General features: G+C 62.7%; 15 protein-coding genes. 12 read left to right on the forward strand and 3 right to left on the reverse strand.

All coding sequences use genetic code 11. The features are described from left to right. The first annotated feature begins 5 nt into the window (after positions 1-5). From JX292_RS02540 to nrdR, 11 genes are all read left to right on the forward strand, one after another. Complete coding sequence (locus JX292_RS02540; protein ID WP_204861085.1) at positions 6-1,535, forward strand: cell division protein FtsQ/DivIB; 1,530 nt, start codon at positions 6-8, stop codon at positions 1,533-1,535. Positions 1,536-1,733: 198 nt separating this feature from the next. Further along, a complete protein-coding gene (gene ftsZ, locus JX292_RS02545; RefSeq protein WP_204861088.1) occupies positions 1,734-2,915 on the forward strand; it encodes a cell division protein FtsZ in 1,182 nt (393 codons plus the stop codon). 139 nt (positions 2,916-3,054) lie between these two features. Further along, positions 3,055-3,906 carry a polyphenol oxidase family protein gene (locus tag JX292_RS02550; RefSeq protein WP_204861762.1) on the forward strand — a complete coding sequence of 284 codons (852 nt, stop codon included), beginning with the start codon at positions 3,055-3,057 and terminating at the stop codon, positions 3,904-3,906. Between the two features lie 35 nt (positions 3,907-3,941). After that, positions 3,942-4,793, forward strand: coding sequence for a YggS family pyridoxal phosphate-dependent enzyme (locus JX292_RS02555; RefSeq protein ID WP_204861099.1), 852 nt, complete (start codon positions 3,942-3,944; stop codon positions 4,791-4,793). A gap of 227 nt (positions 4,794-5,020) precedes the next feature. Next, the gene (locus tag JX292_RS02560; RefSeq protein WP_204861101.1) at positions 5,021-5,797 is read left to right on the forward strand and encodes a cell division protein SepF; all 777 of its coding nucleotides are present in this window, start codon (positions 5,021-5,023) and stop codon (positions 5,795-5,797) included. A gap of 10 nt (positions 5,798-5,807) precedes the next feature. After that, entirely contained in the window at positions 5,808-6,107 is a 300-nt protein-coding gene (locus JX292_RS02565) for a YggT family protein (RefSeq protein ID WP_049332665.1), read from the forward strand. Between the two features lie 325 nt (positions 6,108-6,432). Beyond that, on the forward strand, positions 6,433-6,966 hold the full coding sequence (locus JX292_RS02570) for a DivIVA domain-containing protein (RefSeq protein WP_204861105.1): 534 nt from the start codon (positions 6,433-6,435) through the stop codon (positions 6,964-6,966). A 284-nt stretch (positions 6,967-7,250) separates the two neighbouring features. Then, complete coding sequence (gene lspA, locus JX292_RS02575; protein ID WP_239653594.1) at positions 7,251-7,919, forward strand: signal peptidase II; 669 nt, start codon at positions 7,251-7,253, stop codon at positions 7,917-7,919. A 66-nt stretch (positions 7,920-7,985) separates the two neighbouring features. After that, positions 7,986-8,960: an RluA family pseudouridine synthase gene (locus JX292_RS02580; RefSeq protein ID WP_204861106.1), complete on the forward strand. Its 975-nt coding sequence runs from the start codon at positions 7,986-7,988 to the stop codon at positions 8,958-8,960. A gap of 135 nt (positions 8,961-9,095) precedes the next feature. Further along, positions 9,096-12,638 (forward strand): DNA polymerase III subunit alpha, encoded by a 3,543-nt coding sequence (gene dnaE, locus JX292_RS02585; protein ID WP_204861108.1) that lies wholly within the window; start codon positions 9,096-9,098, stop codon positions 12,636-12,638. 205 nt (positions 12,639-12,843) lie between these two features. Then, the gene (nrdR, locus tag JX292_RS02590) at positions 12,844-13,299 is read left to right on the forward strand and encodes a transcriptional regulator NrdR (protein WP_204861110.1); all 456 of its coding nucleotides are present in this window, start codon (positions 12,844-12,846) and stop codon (positions 13,297-13,299) included. 135 nt (positions 13,300-13,434) lie between these two features. Here the strand turns inward: nrdR and ppgK are convergent, their stop codons facing one another. After that, entirely contained in the window at positions 13,435-14,286 is an 852-nt protein-coding gene (gene ppgK, locus JX292_RS02595) for a polyphosphate--glucose phosphotransferase (protein WP_239653595.1), read from the reverse strand. Between the two features lie 103 nt (positions 14,287-14,389). Continuing rightward, a complete protein-coding gene (gene map, locus JX292_RS02600; RefSeq protein ID WP_204861112.1) occupies positions 14,390-15,301 on the reverse strand; it encodes a type I methionyl aminopeptidase in 912 nt (303 codons plus the stop codon). 262 nt (positions 15,302-15,563) lie between these two features. Here map and JX292_RS02605 point away from each other — a divergent pair, with 262 nt between their 5' ends. Continuing rightward, complete coding sequence (locus tag JX292_RS02605) at positions 15,564-15,818, forward strand: hypothetical protein (protein WP_204861113.1); 255 nt, start codon at positions 15,564-15,566, stop codon at positions 15,816-15,818. A gap of 139 nt (positions 15,819-15,957) precedes the next feature. Here the strand turns inward: JX292_RS02605 and panB are convergent, their stop codons facing one another. Further along, positions 15,958-16,872: a 3-methyl-2-oxobutanoate hydroxymethyltransferase gene (panB, locus tag JX292_RS02610; protein WP_204861114.1), complete on the reverse strand. Its 915-nt coding sequence runs from the start codon at positions 16,870-16,872 to the stop codon at positions 15,958-15,960. Positions 16,873-16,904 lie beyond the last annotated feature (32 nt).

The raw sequence follows: 16,904 nt of genomic DNA on the forward strand, positions 1-16,904 counted from the left end.
TGCCGATGAGTCCCATGCCCCCGTCGGAGGGGCATTCGCGCGCGCCGAAGGCCCCGCGCTCGCGTGCTCGTCGACGTGCTCAGGAGCTTGCGCAGGAACAGCCTGCGGCTCAGCACGCGGCGGAGGCGCACTCCGCCGCTGACGCACAGAGCCTCGCGGATGGCGCCTCCGAGCAGAAGTCTCACGGGTCTGAATCGAATCCCTCTGAATCTCGTGCGGGTACCGCATCTGCTGCCGGTCGTCGCCCTGTGGGTGCGACGATTCGCCCTTCCAGTCCGGCTCGTGCCGAGAGCGTGGCCCTCGTGGATGGTGCGATTCGTCGTGTGCCCGCGGCTACCTCCGGTTCGCAGGAGCTCTTTGACGTGGAGGCTTTCGAGGATTCGCCCGGGGAAGCCAGTTCGACTGCGGATACCGAGAAATCATCCGGTCGGCCGGTGAAGACTGAGAACGCGGAGGCTGCGGTGGGGGAGAGGCGCAGTGAGAAGCCCTCTGCATCCTCGCACCTGAAGGAGCCTGAAGAGGACACCGGCCGGGCTGAAAAGACTGGCGGCGGGGTTACCTCGAGCAAAAAGAAAGCTTCCTCCGATTCCTCGTCGGCGGGAAACGGTTCTGCTGAGGCTGAGCCCGTCGAGCAGGTTCGCCCTGCAAGCCGTTTCGGTCGTTGGCGTGTGGAGCGAGAGCAACAGCGCGCCGCCGAGATTGAGAAGGAACGGGAGCGTGAGCGTCGGGAAGCGCAGCACGAGCGTATCCTGAAGGATCCCGGTCTGGATGGTTTGCGTGCTGAGGAGCGTCCGCGTAAGGAACGCCCCCCGCTTACTCGGGCCCGTAAGTTGCTGTACACGGTGATTGCGTTGGCTATTGTAGCGGTGCTGTACGTGGTGCTGGTCTTCTTCTCGCCTCTGTTAGCTGCTCAGACTATTACGGTGCGCGGTGCCTCCTTACTGGAAACCGCTCAGGTGGAGCAGAAGCTGGAGCCTCTGCGCGGGGTTCCGCTGACTCGCATCGATGAGAAGCGAGTGCGTGAGCTGATTGGTCAGGACAATGTGCTTCGTAGCGTGCAGGTGGAGAGCCGCCCGCCGCATGAGCTGGTGGTGACTTTGAAGGAGCGTGCCGCCATTGCAGTCGTCAAGGAGGGGGAGACGTACCATACCGTGGATACTGACGGGGTGAGCCTCGTGGAGTCTTCCTCCGAGCCGAGCACTTCGGTTCCCCTGGTACGATTGAATGGTGGTGACCCGCAGCATTCGGATGAGTTCCGCACGATTTCGACGGCCTTGTCTGCGATGCCGGCTGAGCTTCTGGCTCAGGTGAAGGAAGCGAGTGCGACCTCAACTTCGAGTATTACCTTCACGTTGCGGGATAGTACGACGGTGCAGTGGGGTACTGCTCAGGAGAGTGAGCTGAAGGCTAAGGTGCTTCTGTCACTCCGCCAGGCGGTGGCTCAGCGGGCTCAGGAAGATGCTTCTTCCGGGGCTCAGGCGCAGAAGGTGACCGTCTATGATGTGTCGGCTCCGCGCGTGCCGGTGACCCGTTAGGGGAACTACTGTTGGGTGCTTTCCCTCTCCTTTTTGTGTGAATTCCGCAAAAAGAGGGGGTAATTGCGCTGTGTAGCTAGGAACCACCAAAAACTGTTTGGTATCCTAACAGATAAAGTCATTCTTTAGAGGAAACCTTTAGGCTTAGATTGAGCTGGGGGTCTTCCGAAGCTGGAACACGGAACAATCGAGGATTACATGGACGCTGGAACTCCCCAGAACTACTTGGCAGTCATCAAGGTCGTTGGTATCGGCGGCGGTGGCGTCAACGCAGTCAACCGAATGATTGAGGTTGGCCTGCGCGGCGTTGAGTTCATTGCTATTAACACTGACGCCCAGGCTCTGCTCATGTCTGATGCAGACGTCAAGCTGGATGTTGGTCGTGAGCTGACCCGCGGTCTTGGCGCGGGCGCAAACCCCGAGGTTGGCCGTCAGGCAGCCGAGGATCACTCGCAGGAAATTGAGGAAGTCCTCAAGGGCGCAGATATGGTCTTCGTGACCGCTGGTGAGGGTGGTGGCACCGGTACCGGTGGCGCACCCGTCGTGGCACGCATCGCCCGCTCCCTGGGCGCTCTGACCATCGGTGTTGTGACCCGCCCCTTCACCTTCGAGGGTCGTCGCCGCTCCAACCAGGCTGAGACCGGTATTGCCGCTCTGCGCGACGAGGTTGACACCCTGATTGTGATTCCGAACGACCGACTGCTGTCGATTTCGGACCGCAACGTGTCGATGCTGGACGCCTTCAAGTCCGCTGACCAGGTGCTGCTCTCCGGTGTTCAGGGCATTACCGACCTGATTACCACCCCGGGTCTGATTAACCTTGACTTCGCTGACGTTAAGTCCGTGATGCAGGGTGCGGGTTCGGCTCTGATGGGTATCGGCTCGGCCTCGGGTGAGGACCGTGCCGTGAAGGCAGCCGAGCTGGCTATTGCCTCCCCGCTGTTGGAAGCATCCATCGATGGTGCGCACGGCGTGCTGCTGTCGATTCAGGGTGGTTCCGACCTGGGTCTGTTCGAGATCAACGAGGCTGCGCGCCTGGTTCAGGAAGTGGCTCACCCCGATGCCAACATCATCTTCGGTGCCGTCATTGATGACGCCCTGGGTGACGAGGCTCGCGTGACCGTGATTGCCGCTGGCTTTGACGCTGTGAACCCCGAGACCAACTCGAACGCTTCGGCTTCCGCTCAGCCCCAGCGTGCACAGGGCTCCTTCGGCGGCTCGAACGCTGCCGCTCCGGCTTCTAACAGCTACGGCTTCAACGCTCCCGCCGCTGCTCCGGCTTCCACCGGCGCCGCTGGCTTCGACGTTGACCTGCCCCCGGTCGTTGAGGAAGCACCGGCTCGCCGCGACACCCTGGACGTCCCCGACTTCCTGAAGTAGTCGCGCCGCGTGCATTAGCACGCCGCCCCGTAGGGTTTTGATGGAGGGGAGCTGAGAATAGTCCAACTGTTCTCAGCTCCCCTTCGCGCTACCCGCTTTCGCCCTAGCACCCTGTACAGACCCCGAGAAAGGGACAATGATGAGCAACGCCCCCGCAACCCCGCTACTGGCCACCGCCGACACCCGCATCCTGGGGCCCTGGCGCGTGCGGGTGGGCTTCACCTCACGCGAGGCGGGTAACCTGGGTCTGCACGTGGATGACGAGCTGGGTGGCGGCATGGACGCCTCGATGGTGCGCACCCTCAACCACCGTGCGACGCTGGAGGAAGCGTTGGGCGCGGGGCCGTTCTTTTACCTGAACCAAGTGCACGGCGTTGAGGTGGCCCGTCCCGAGGACTACGACCCGGCCTCCTACGCACCGGGTGCCCCCGCTAACCGTACCGTCGAGCGTGCCCGTGCCATCGCGAAGTTGGCCCCCGTGGCCGACGCCGCGGTGAGTGTCGAGGGCCGCCCGATGGCAATCATGGTGGCCGATTGCATCCCCGTGGTGCTGGCAGGCTCCGTCGAGGATGAGAACGCCATGCCCGTTCTGGCGGTGGCTCATGCGGGCCGCCGCGGCCTGCTGGACGGGGTACTGCAGGCTACCGTGGCTCGCATGCGGGAGCTGGGCGCTACGCACATCACCGCGTGGTTGGGTCCCAGCATCTGCGGTGCCTGCTACGAAGTGCCCGAGGCGATGCGCGCCGAGTCCACCGAGCTGATCCCGCAGGTGCATTCGGTGACGGGTGCGAACACCCCGGGCCTGGACCTGCCGGCCGGCGCCCGCGCGGTGCTGGAGGCCGCCGGCGTGGAGGTTTCCACGGAGTGCGCCCGCTGCACTTACGAGGAGCCGAGCGTGTACTCGCATCGCGGGTTTACAAACCGTGGCGAGAAGCCCGGGCGCATCGCGGGCCTGGTGTGGGTTGAGAAGCTAGCAGAGCCCGCCGCATAGAGCCGCTGAAGATAGAGTCGCTGAAGGAGAACAAAATGTCTGAACCGAACGGATCCGGCGTGAACGTCGAAGCGCAGGATTTGGGGTACACCCCCGAACGCGCCGAGCAGCTGTTGCAGAATTACCGACGCGTGCTTGAGCGCATCCGAGCGGCGGAGCATGATCATAGCGGAGTGCGCACCGAGCAGAGCGCGCCCGTACGCCTGGTGACTGTGACCAAGTTTTTCCCGGCCTCGGATGCGACGGCGTTGCTGGACGGAGGCGTGACCCTCTTCGGTGAGAACCGCGACCAGGAGGCCAGCGCGAAGGCCCGCGAGCTGGCCTCCTACTGCGAGCAGCGTGCGGTGCAGCCCCCGCACTGGGCGTTTATCGGCCAGCTTCAGACGAATAAGGCGAAGTCCGTGGTCAAGTACGCCTCCAGCGTGCACTCTGTAGACCGCCCGTCACTGGCCGATGCCCTAGCGAAGGCCTACGCGAATCAGCTGGCCCGTTACGAGGCGGGGGAGGCACCGGCCCCCGCGGCCCTGGAAAACGGCGGCTTGGATTGCCTGGTGCAGGTCTCCCTGGCTGAGGAGGCGACGGCCGGCCATGCCGCCGAGGGCGCGCGAGGCGGCACGAGCGCCTCGGAGCTTCTAGAACTGGCCGAACGCATCGAGAACCATGCGAACCTGCGGTGCGCCGGCGTGATGGCGGTGGCGCCTCTGGATGCGGACCCGGACGTCGCTTTCGAGAAGCTCTACGGTTTGGCGGCCCGGCTGCGCGAGCTCCTGCCGCATGCGACTGAAATCTCGGCGGGTATGAGTGGTGACCTGGAGGCGGCCGTCCGCTGGGGCTCCACCTGTGTGCGCGTGGGTAGCGACATCATGGGTCGCCGCCCCGCACACTAGAGACGGCGGGCAGATATGCCGCCGCTGTGAGAATCCGGACGCTGTTCTACCGGCTGGAAGAGCCTCTACGCTGGTAATATATACATGCCGGTGCACGACGTTTTGATGTGCGACCGAACCTTCTGAACGAGGGGCCCGCCCGCGGCGTTCCTCGAGAGGCACCACCTCAACAGGCGGCCGCCCGTATTCAGTAGCCTGTCCCTGTACCCTAGCGAAGCGAGAGAAGCATGCCGAAGCAAAGCCGCCTGGCGGGTTTCCTCGGCCTGGAGCCTTACAACGCCAAGGACTCTGACGCCCAGGACTCCAACACCGCGGATACTGCGCCCGAGGAGCCCCGCTCCCAGGAGCATTCGGACCGCGCGGAGGCTCATATCGAAGAGTCCCGAGCCGACGGGCGCGCTGATCGGGATCTCTCGCAGGGGGAACAACACACCGCAGCTGAGCACGTTGCGCCCGCAGCCGCACACCCGTACATACCCGAAACCACAGACGAGGCGGAGGAATCTCGCGAGAGTCGCCGAGGCGATGAGCCTCGGAACGAGCCCGCGAGTGAGCCCGCAGACCATTGGGAGGACGCCCCGGTGCCGAACACCGAATACACCGAGCAGTATGCCGACACCTACTCGAACGACGGCTACTACGACCAGGGCTATGAGCCCGAAGAGACCAACGGATACACCTACGGTTACGAGGAAGAAGAGGACGAATTGCGTCGTATCACCACCATCCACCCCCGCTCCTACAATGACGCAAAGATCATCGGTGAGGCGTTCCGCGAGAACATCCCCGTGATTATGAACGTTGAGGAGATGCCCGACGCCGACGCTAAGCGCCTGGTGGATTTTGCCTCCGGTCTGGCCTTCGCGCTGGAGGGTCGCATCGAGCGTGTGACCTCGAAGGTTTTCCTGCTGACTCCCTCCAACCTTGAGGTGCTGGGTGTCGCAAACTCTGAGAACGCCGCAGATTTCAACTCCGAGGGTGAATTTCCCTTCGACCAGGGCTAAGGGCTGAGTAATGGGTTATCTTTTCGCTCTCGTAACGATTGCGCTGTACCTGTTCTACGTTTTCATGCTGTTGCGTATGCTCTTCGACTGGGTACGTATGTTCGCACCTGGTTGGCGTCCCAAGGGTATCGCTCTGTTGTGCGCGAGCGCCGTTTACGCTGTGACGGATTGGCCTATGGAGAAGCTGCGCCGAGTGATTCCTCCGGTGCGCGTGGGTAATGTCGCGCTGGATACCGGTTTTCTGATTCTGATTGTGGTCGTGTCGATGCTGTTGGGCCCCATGATGAGCCTGACCGCCCGATTCTCCTAACGACCGGAGCCTGGATGCGCCCCGCGGAATGTTACTCAACATTCTGCGGGGCGCACACGTTTAACGGGATACACCCGCTTAATGGGCCACGGACGTGCGCAAACGCTCCGGGGGAGCGGGGGCCGGGGCCGTTGCGCCATGCGCATATTTTGTTGGCTGCGCGGCAGAAACCCCGGAGCCGAGGTCCAATGATAGTAAAATGGGTGCCAACGACTGTCTGCGCGATGCGGCACACCGCGCCCGATGCGGGGGCCGAACGCTCCCGCCGGGTTGCCCCATCGGCGCACTCAACTTCGAACCCAACCCGTACTAGAGGAGAAGCCACATGGCCATCACCCCCGAAGACCTGATTACGAAGAGCTTTAAGATCGTGACCGAGGAGTCCGGTTACGACCGCAACGAGGTCGACGACTTCCTGGACGAGCTCGTTGTTGAGCTGCGTGCCCTGTACTCCGAACGTGACGCCCTGGAGCGTCAGGTGGAGCAGCTTTCCGCCTCGGCCCCCGCATCCCCGGCTGCCGCTGTCTCCCAGGATGCTCCCTCCGCCGCTGGCGCTCAGGACGCCGCAGCCCTGCTGGCTATGGCCCAGAAGGTACACGACGACTACGTGGCCCAGGGTGAGAAGGCTAAGGCCGAGCTGCTGGACGAGGCAGAGAAGAAGGCCGACGCCCTCGTGAGCGAGGCTCGACAGCAGCGCGAAGAGGTTCTGGCTCGCCTGACCGACGAGAAGGAAGAGCTGGAAATTGCCGTGGAGGCACTGCGTGGCTTCGAGAGCCGTTACCGCACCAAGCTGCTGGACCACCTGAACACCCAGGTGGAGGAGCTGAAGAACCTCAAGCCCATCGATGCTTCCGCCTAAAGCGCCGCACGACCCCGCCGAGGGGTGCTACGGTGCTACCGTCCGGATTCTTATCGGCCCGCACTTGCGGGTTAGGCCTAAGCCGCGGATAAGGAACCGGGCGGTATTTTGCGCTTTTGAGAGGGGCCTGACCATCTCGCCGCCTCGCGCGGGAGGCAGTGACGAGACGACGGGCTGCGCCCGAGGATTTCCCCTCATTTGCTAAGCTAGAGAGGCACCGTAGCGCGTCGCCGCGGGGACCGTCCCGTTGCCGTCGCCACTATTCACACGACCCGAGGAGAGCCTTGCCCACCACCCCGAATCATGCTGAATCCTCGGCCCCCGTACATACCGCGGAAACCGCCGTGGGGAGCACCACACAGGCTGTCGAGAGCACCGGCCGCGCACCGCGCATCCTGGGCGGCCGCACCGTTTGGCTGAGTGCCCTGGTGCTGGCCGTACTCGTCTTCGCAGTGGATCAGGGGACCAAGTACCTGGTCGTTACTCAGATGCATCTGGGGGAGCGCATTACCGTTATTGACGGGTTGCTGTGGTGGTATTCGATTCGTAACTCGGGTGCCGCGTTCAGCATGGGCGAGAATGTGACCTGGATTTTTACCCTCGTCATGGTGGCTGCCGTCATCGTGGTGCTTTACCTGTTGCGCCGCACGCGCTCACTGGCCTGGACCCTGTCGCTGGGTGGGTTGCTCGGCGGCATCTGCGGCAACCTCTTTGACCGCCTCTTCCGTGAGCCCGGCTTCGGTTCCGGGCATGTGGTGGACTTCATCTCGGTGCCGAACTTCGCCATCTTCAACGTCGCGGACTCGGCGATTAGCGTGTGCATGGCGCTCGTCGTGCTCCTAAACTTCATGGGTCTGAACCTCAACGGCACGAAGGCTCCGCAGGAGAGCGCCTCGAAGAAGGCTAAGACCCCGAAGAACGAGGAAGCTGACGGCGAGAACGCTGACGCCTAACGGCACGTCACGACGCACAGCACAGACCGCAACCCACAGCACAGACCGCAGCGCGAGGAGAGAATCATGAGCGAGGAAACCACCGCGGAGCGCATCCGCGCCGAATTCACCGTTGAGGACGCCCTGGCTGGAATGCGCCTGGACGCCGCGCTCGCCGGTGCCCTCGATGCGCCGCGCACCCGCACCTCCGGGTGGATTCGCGACGGGCACGTGCGCATCACCAACGGTGGGCGCGCCGTGAAGGTCGGTAAGTCGTACAAGCTCTCCGCAGGAGATGTGGTCGTCGTGGATGCCCCGGCGCCGCGCGATTTGGCCGATATTCGACCCGAGAAGGTGGACGGCTTCGGCATCGTGTACCTGGACGACGATATTGTCGTGGTGGATAAGCCCGCCGGCGTGGCGGCGCACCCCTCACCCGGTTGGCATGGCCCCACCGTGATTTCCGCGCTGATGGGCGAGGGTATCTCCGTGGCCACCTCCGGCGCAGCCGAGCGTCAGGGCATCGTGCACCGCCTGGACGTGGGTACGAGCGGCCTGATGGTCGTGGCCCGTAGCGAGCGCGCCTACACCGAACTCAAGCGTGCTTTCAAGGAGCGCACGGTCGATAAGATTTACCACACGCTGGTGCAGGGCCTGCCCGATCCGCTACGCGGCACGATTGACGCGCCGATTGGCCGTCACCCCGGTAACGAGTGGAAGTTCGCGGTGGTCGAGGGTGGCCGTAATTCCATCACCCACTACGACGTCATCGAGGCCTTCGGCCCAGCCTCCCTGGTGGAGGTTCACCTGGAGACCGGCCGAACCCACCAGATTCGCGTGCACTTCTCGGCGATGCGGCACCCCTGCTGCGGCGACCTGACTTACGGCGCTGACCCACGTTTTAGCGCCGAGCTGGGCCTGACCCGCCAGTGGCTGCATGCCCACCACCTCAGCTTTGAGCACCCCGCCACCGGCGAGCGCGTGAGCTTCACCAGTGAGTACCCGCTGGATTTGGCCTACGCACTCAACGCCCTGCGCGAGGGCCGCGTGCAGCTCGGGTAGATATCGCACACCCCAGCTCAGCCAAAGAGCCGCCCGGGCCCCGGCCCGGCATCGCGCGGCTCACCCCGGGGCTACAGCCCCGCCGACCGTCAAACGAATCGGCCGGAACAACCCCCACACCTTCAGGAGATATCCGTGGCAACCAAAGACTTTGCGCACCTGCACGTGCACACCGAGTACTCCATGCTGGACGGTGCCGCGCGCCTGGGCGACCTCTTCAGCTATGCCAAGGAGCTGGGCATGAGCTCCATGGCCACCAGCGACCACGGTTTCCTCTTCGGCGCCTTCGACTTCTGGCGCCAGGCCAAGGCCCACGACATTAAGCCCATCATCGGCGTGGAGGCCTACCTGACCCCCGGCACGCACCGTACTGACCGTTCGCGTGTGCGCTGGGGCGACGGCTCCCGCGATGATGTGTCCGGTGGTGGCGCCTACACCCATATGACCATGTGGGCCGAGACCACTGAGGGCATGCACAACCTCTTCCGTGCCTCCTCCATTGCTTCGCTCGAGGGTCAGCTGTACAAGCCGCGCATGGACCGCGATGTGCTGCAGACCTACTCGAAGGGCCTGATCGCGACCACCGGTTGCCCCTCCGGCGAGATTCAGACGCGCCTGCGCCTGGGCCAGTTCGACGAGGCGCTGCAGGCCGCCAGCGACTTCCGCGATATCTTCGGCAAGGACAACTTCTACTGCGAGGTCATGGACCACGGCCTCGACATCGAACGCAACGTGCAGGAGGACCTGCACCGCCTGGCTAAGCAGCTGAACCTGCCCTACGTGGCCACCAACGACCTGCACTATACCCGTCAGGAAGACCACACCGCTCACGCGGCGCTGCTGTGCGTGCAGTCTGGCTCGACCCTGACCGACCCCAAACGTTTCAAGTTCGATGCGGATAACTTCTACTTGCGCTCGCCCGAGGAGATGTACTCGATCTTCGGCGATATTCCCGGTGCCTGCGAGAACACCCTCGAGATTGCTGAGCGTTGCAACGTGGAGTTCAACACCAAGGCGAACTACATGCCGAACTTTCCCGTGCCCGAGGGGGAGAACGAGGAATCCTGGTTCGTGAAGGAGGTCGAGAAGGGCCTGCACTACCGCTTCCCGGACGGTATTCCCGATAGGGTCCGTAAACAGGCAGAGTACGAGGTGGGGGTCATTACCTCCATGGGCTTCCCCGGCTACTTCCTGGTTGTGGCGGACTTCATCAACTGGGCTAAGCGCAACGGTATTCGTGTGGGCCCCGGCCGTGGCTCCGGTGCGGGTTCCATGGTGGCGTACGCGATGCGCATCACCGAGCTGAACCCGCTCGACCACGACCTGATCTTCGAGCGATTCCTCAACCCCGACCGCGTCTCCATGCCCGACTTCGATGTGGACTTCGACGATCGTCGCCGCGGCGAGGTCATCGACTACGTGACCGATAAGTACGGCGAGGACAAGGTTGCGCAGATTGTCACCTTCGGCACTATTAAGGCGAAGCAGGCGCTTAAGGACGCCTCCCGCGTGATGGACCAGCCGTACTCGGTGGGTGAGCGCCTGACCAAGGCCATGCCGCCGGATGTCATGGGCAAGAACATCGCCCTGGCCAACGTGTACAACGAGGAGGATAAGCGCTACGCTGAGGCCGCCGACCTACGCACCCTCATCGAGGACCCGGTCGATAAGATTTACGGCCAGGTGTTCGAGACCGCGAAGGGCCTGGAGGGCCTGAAGCGTCAGTGGGGCGTGCACGCCGCGGGCGTGATTATGTCCAGCAAGAACCTGGTGGACGTGATTCCCGTGATGCGCCGCGAGGCTGACGGCCAGGTCATCACCCAGTTTGATTACCCCACCTGCGAGGGCTTGGGCCTAATCAAGATGGACTTCCTGGGTCTGCGTAATCTCACGATTATTTCCGATGCCATCGAGAACATTAAGAACAACCGAGGCATTGACCTGGAGCTGGAGTCCCTGTCGCTGGATGACCCCGAATCCTACCGTCTGCTGGCCCGAGGCGACACCCTCGGAGTGTTCCAGCTCGATGGTGGCCCCATGCGCGCCCTGCTCAAGCTCATGGAGCCCGAGGAATTCGAGCACATTTCGGCAGTGCTCGCGCTGTACCGCCCCGGCCCGATGGGTGCAAACTCGCACACCAACTACGCGCTACGTAAGAACGGCAAACAGGAAATTGAGCCGATTCATCCCGAGCTGGCCGAGCCGCTGAAGGACATCCTCGACACCACCTACGGCCTGATCGTGTATCAGGAGCAGGTGATGGCGATTGCCCAGAAGGTCGCGAACTACACGCTCGGTGAGGCAGACCTGTTGCGCCGTGCAATGGGTAAGAAGAAGAAGGCGGAGCTGGATAAGCAGTACGCCACCTTCCACGACGGCATGATTTCTAACGGCTACTCCGAGGGCGCCGTGAAAGCCCTCTGGGATATTCTGCTGCCCTTCTCGGACTACGCGTTCAACAAGGCCCACACCGCCGCGTACGGCCTGGTGTCCTACTGGACGGCCTACCTGAAGGCGCACTACCCGCAGGAGTACATGGCCGCGCTGCTGACCAGTGTGGGCGATAACAAGGACAAGCTCGCGCTATACCTGAACGAGTGCCGCGCCATGGGTATCACCGTGCTCGCCCCGGACGTCAACGAATCCTCCCTGACCTTCACCCCCGTGGGTGAGGACATCCGCTTCGGCATGGGAGCGATCCGTAACGTGGGCGCGAACGTGGTCGAGGGCATGGTCGCCGCCCGCGAGGAGAAGGGTCGCTACGAGTCCTTCAACGACTTCCTGAAGAAGGTGCCGCTACAGGTGTGCAACAAGCGCACCATCGAGTCGCTCATTAAGGCCGGCGCCTTCGACGACCTGGGCCACACCCGCCGCTCGCTGTCCCTCATCCACGAGGCGGCGGTGGATGCGGCCGTGGCCGTCAAGCGTAAGGAGGCGGCGGGTCAGTTCGACCTCTTCGGCTCCCTCGGCATGGACGACGCCCTGGGCGACGAGCTGACCGTGACCATCCCGGACGTGCCCGAATGGGATCGCCGCGAGAAGCTGAACTTCGAACGCGACATGCTGGGCCTGTACGTTTCGGACCACCCGCTGCGTGGCCTGGAACGCGCCCTTTCGGACGCCGCCTCCCACTCGGTGCACGACATTATTAGCGAGGACTCGCACGTGCGCGACGGCGAAACCGTCACGATTGCGGGCATGCTTACCGGCGTTTCGCGTCGCATCGCCAAGTCCAGCGGTAACCAGTACGCCTCGGTGGAGCTGGAGGACCCCTCGGGTGCAACCATTACGGTCATGTTCTTCTCCCGCGCCTACGAGACGATGGGCGCCGCCCTGGCGGACGACCTCATCTGCTCGATTCGAGGCCGCGTGCAGCGCCGCGACGACGGTAGCGTGAACATGAGCGCGCAGGAACTGCAGATTCTGGAAATCAGCGACGACGGCCGCGCCGCACCCATCACGATTGCGGTGCCCGAATACCTGGTGACCGAGGCGAAGCTGCGCGAGCTGAAGGAGACCCTGCGCGACCACAAGGGCACTGCGGATGTGCGCATGCTCATCCGTACCCGCGATAAGGAGCAGTTGGTGCTTCTGGACGCGAGTGTGCGCGTGGAACCGAACCCGAGCCTCTTCGGTGAGATCAAGACGATTTTCGGTCCGAGCTGTATTCGTCGCTAAAGGCAGAAGAGCTCCGTGAGGAGGGTACCGCTCAGGGTGGATTCCGAACGTTCATAAACGTTGGAGTCCACCCTGAGCGTATATTTGCGTATATTCAACGTCACTATTCGGCACATCCGCCGTGTCTCGCGTTAGAATAGGTATAAATATTCTTGAGCGCTGTATATACGGGCGCCACACCGAGCGCCCAGCCAAGGAGAAACGCATGTACTGCCCCTATTGCAAGCACACCGATTCGCGCGTTATCGACTCCCGCACCACCGATGACGGCGCCGCCATTCGCCGCCGCCGTCAGTGTACCTCCTGCGCTCGCCGCTTTACCACGGTCGAAACCACCACCATTTCGGTGATTAAACGTTCCGGTGTGACCGAACCCTTTGACCGCTCCAAGATTGCCGCAGGCGTGCGCAAGGCCTGCCAGGGCCGCCCCGTGGGGGAGGACGACCTCGCCAAGCTGGCCCAGGAGGTCGAGGAGCTAATCCGTGCCCGTGGCCTGGCAGAAATTAACGCTCACGAGGTGGGCCTGACCATCCTGGAGCCGCTGTCCAAGCTGGATGCGGTCGCCTACCTGCGCTTCGCGAGCGTGTACCAGGCCTTCGAGAACCTCGAGGACTTTGAAGAAGCGATCGCTCGTCTGCGTGAGGACCGCATTAACCCGTAGTGTCTGCTAGAGGTTATAGAGGTGTACAGAAGGGGCCGTCTTCCGAATGATTCGGAAGACGGCCCCTTCTACTGCGTTTAGCCGCCTTGCCGCGGTACCGTTGCGGTCCGCGCGGGTTAGCGGGGGAGCGGGCTCTTAGGCCTCGCCACGGCGCTTACGCTCACGCAGCATCCCGCCAGCCCACAGAGCCGCGCCGACAATACCCGCGTTGTTGCGCAGGGTTGCCATCACCATGGGGGTGCGGATGTGGTTCTCGAAGTACGGCATGAACTTCTCGGGGTTCTTCGAGATGCCGCCGCCGATGATGAACAGGTCGGGGGAGAAGAGCATCTGCACGTGGTCGAAGTAACGGTACAGGCGCTTGCCGTACTTCTTCCAGGACAGCTCATGCACCTCGCGGGCGCGGGCAGAAGCCTGAGATTCGGCGTCGTGGCCGTCGATTTCCAGGTGGCCCAGCTCGGTGTTCGGAATCAGCACACCGTCGTTGATGAGTGCGGAACCGATGCCGGTGCCCAGGGTGATGACGGCAATCAGACCGTCGCGATCGCGACCCTGGCCGTAGGTGGCCTCGGCCAGGCCGGCTGCGTCGGCGTCGTTGAGGCCGTAGACGGTGCGGCCGCCCAGAGCCTCGCTCATGACCTGCTCCAGGTCGGTGTTGATCCAGGAATCGTCCACGTTAGCGGCGGAGAAGACCATACCGTTCTTCACCACGGCGGGGAAATCGATACCCACGGCCGACTCGGGGTCCGGAGCCAAGTCGCGGCCCTGCAGCTCGGCCACAACGCGCTGAACAACTTCTGCCACGGCCTCGGGGGTTGCGGGCTTCGGGGTGTCGATACGGAAACGGTCCGAAACGAGGGCGCCGGTGCGCAGGTCGACGATGCCGCCCTTAATGCCGGTACCTCCGATGTCAACACCAATCTGCAGGTCCTTGGGGGTGGGTGCGGGTAGCTCGTTGATGAGGCTGGGCTCAGCGTAGTTAGCCATGATTCCCTTTCTGTCCTCCGTAATTCACGGAAGGAACATGTCTGTGATAACGAGTGATAATAAATGGAGAGATTCGGCTGATGGCCGAAAGAACTGGGGGGACCTAGGGGAGAGTCAGAATATCAGTGCCGTCGGCAGTCACCACGAGGGTGTGCTCGAACTGCGCGGTGCGCTTGCGGTCGCGAGTGACGACGGTCCAATCATCATCCCACAAATCCCACTGGATAGTGCCGAGGGTCAGCATCGGCTCAATCGTGAAAATCATGCCCTCGCGAATTTCGGTGTCGTAGGCGGGTGCCGCATCGTAGTGGGGGATGATGAGGCCTGAGTGGAACTCACGACCCACGCCGTGACCGGTGTAGTCGCGGACCACGCCGTAACCGAAACGTGCTGCGTACTTCTCAATGACGCGACCAATCACGTTGACCTGACGGCCGGGCTTCACAGCCTTAATCGCGCGGTTGAGGGCCTCCTCGGTGCGCTCAACCAGCAGGCGAGACTCTTCGTCCACGTTGCCGATGAGCAGGGTCTTGTTGGTATCGCCGTGCATGCCGTCCAGGTATGCGGTGACGTCCAAGTTGAGGATGTCGCCGTCCTCCAGCACCGTGGTGTCCGGGATGCCGTGGCAGATGACCTCGTTCAGGGAAGTGCACACGGACTTGGGGTAGCCGCGGTAGTCAACGGTCGAGGGGTACGCGCCATGATCGCAGATGTACTCGTGAACCAGCACATCAATCTCATTGGTGGTGGTGCCGGGTACACAAATTTTGGATGCTTCAACGATGGCACCGGCAGCAATCTTGCCGGCGGCACGGACTCGCTCAACTTCCTCGGGGGTGTACATGTTCGAGTCGTTACCCTCGTTGGCGGTGGGCTTACCCACGTACTCGGGACGAACAATGTGCGAGGGGACCGGGCGCATCGGGCTGACGCGTCCGGGGGTTAGGCAACCGACGGGTGCGTGGCCGGGCTCGGCGGGCAAGTTGTGTGAGGAATTCGTTTTGGTTGAAGACATAGCTTCATCTTACCGGGCTTGAGGGGTATCTGTCTGGTGCGGAGGCACGGAAAATTGGGCAAAACGAAACCCGTACCTTTTTCCCAGATTGTGAATAAAGTTTCAGGACCGTCGGCGGCCTGCCAGCGTCGAGATCGGGGACGAGATGGAAGCGGGCCGCGAGAAGGAGAACGCTGCTTGAGAGGCCGCACCGGCCTCATTGCTACACGCGTACGCGTATGAGATGCTGGACATACTGACTCAAAACCGTCAAAGGAGCACCATGAGCGAGAAGAAAGGCCATCTGAGCGAAGCTATCCAATCGGTGGTCGAAAAGACCCTGCACGCCGCTACCGACGCCAGCCCCCAGGATGAAGAATACTGGTACAACCTCGCCACCGGCGAGGTCGAACGCGGCCAGCAGAGCGCCGTCACCTCCCTGTGGGGCCCCTTCAAAACCTACGAGGAGGCGGCCCACGCCATGGACCGCGCCCGTGAACGCAACGAAGCATGGGATAAGGACAGCGGCCTGCTCTAAAACGTAACTCTAAAAGCCCAACACAATCGGAATCTCGAACCCGATGGGCGCATACCCCCTACACCTGCAGAAGGCCCCCGAACCCGGAAACACCGGATACGGGGGCCTTCACTTTTCTCAAGTTTTCTATACCTCAAGCCTACTCAAAGGTGTGCTCAGCAGTCGGGAACTCTCCCGAACGAACCTGATTACGGTAGGCACGGGCAGCATCCTCCATGACCTTGCCAATCTGCGCGAACTGCTTCACGAAGCGCGGCACACGGCCCTCACGCAGACCCATCATGTCCTGCCAGACCAGAACCTGACCGGTCGTCACATTCGACGCACCGATACCGATGGTCGGTACCGCGCCGACTGCCTCATCCACGCGGTGCGCGGTCTCCGCGGTCACCATCTCCATGAGCACGCAGAACGCGCCAGCCTCAGCCAGCGCCACGGCATCCTCAAGGACGCGCTCGGCAGCCTCGCCGCGACCCTGCACCCGGAAACCGCCGAGGGCATGCTCCGACTGCGGGGTGAAACCGACGTGAGCCACCACCGGAATACCGGTACGCACCAGAGCACGAATCCACTCGGTCATCGAGGCATCGGCCTCAATCTTGACCGCGTGCGCGCCGCCCTCCTTCATGAGGCGAACAGCGCTCGCCACCGCCTGCTGCGGCGACTGCTCATAAGAACCAAACGGCAGGTCAGCAACCACCATGGCGCGGGATGCACCGCGAGAAACCGCCGCGACCAACGGAATCATCTCGTCCAGAGTAATGGTCAGGGTCGACTCGTAACCGAGCACCACGTTCGCTGCAGAATCACCCACCAGTAGCATCTCGATGCCGGCGCGGTCAAAGACCTGCGCGGTCAGAGCGTCATAGCAGGTCAGCATGGAGAACTTCTGCCCGGTCGCCTTCGCCTGCGCCAAATGAACAGTGCGCACCTTCTTGACGGCATCCAGGTCAAAAGGCTTCGACGCGTTAGTGGGCGCGGTGGTAGAAACGGTGGCTGCGGCAGGCTGTGCCGCGTAGGGTGAAGAGATCTCGGAAGAACGCTCAGTAGTCATGCTGACTATTCTAACCCTGCACGGCTTCACCC

The organism is Rothia mucilaginosa, assembly GCF_901875305.1.
Classification (GTDB): Bacteria; Actinomycetota; Actinomycetes; order Actinomycetales; family Micrococcaceae; genus Rothia.

What these genes read in the sequence shown, in the direction of transcription:
- JX292_RS02540 (WP_204861085.1), top strand. Translation starts at nt 6, where the DNA reads ATGAGTCCCATGCCCCCGTCGGAGGGGCATTCGCGCGCGCCGAAGGCC.
- JX292_RS02605 (WP_204861113.1), top strand. Translation starts at nt 15,564, where the DNA reads ATGAGCGAGAAGAAAGGCCATCTGAGCGAAGCTATCCAATCGGTGGTC.
- ppgK (WP_239653595.1), bottom strand. Translation starts at nt 14,286, where the DNA reads ATGGCTAACTACGCTGAGCCCAGCCTCATCAACGAGCTACCCGCACCC.
- JX292_RS02580 (WP_204861106.1), top strand. Translation starts at nt 7,986, where the DNA reads ATGAGCGAGGAAACCACCGCGGAGCGCATCCGCGCCGAATTCACCGTT.
- JX292_RS02565 (WP_049332665.1), top strand. Translation starts at nt 5,808, where the DNA reads ATGGGTTATCTTTTCGCTCTCGTAACGATTGCGCTGTACCTGTTCTAC.
- JX292_RS02570 (WP_204861105.1), top strand. Translation starts at nt 6,433, where the DNA reads ATGGCCATCACCCCCGAAGACCTGATTACGAAGAGCTTTAAGATCGTG.
- ftsZ (WP_204861088.1), top strand. Translation starts at nt 1,734, where the DNA reads ATGGACGCTGGAACTCCCCAGAACTACTTGGCAGTCATCAAGGTCGTT.
- map (WP_204861112.1), bottom strand. Translation starts at nt 15,301, where the DNA reads ATGTCTTCAACCAAAACGAATTCCTCACACAACTTGCCCGCCGAGCCC.
- panB (WP_204861114.1), bottom strand. Translation starts at nt 16,872, where the DNA reads ATGACTACTGAGCGTTCTTCCGAGATCTCTTCACCCTACGCGGCACAG.
- JX292_RS02555 (WP_204861099.1), top strand. Translation starts at nt 3,942, where the DNA reads ATGTCTGAACCGAACGGATCCGGCGTGAACGTCGAAGCGCAGGATTTG.
- nrdR (WP_204861110.1), top strand. Translation starts at nt 12,844, where the DNA reads ATGTACTGCCCCTATTGCAAGCACACCGATTCGCGCGTTATCGACTCC.
- JX292_RS02560 (WP_204861101.1), top strand. Translation starts at nt 5,021, where the DNA reads ATGCCGAAGCAAAGCCGCCTGGCGGGTTTCCTCGGCCTGGAGCCTTAC.
- JX292_RS02550 (WP_204861762.1), top strand. Translation starts at nt 3,055, where the DNA reads ATGAGCAACGCCCCCGCAACCCCGCTACTGGCCACCGCCGACACCCGC.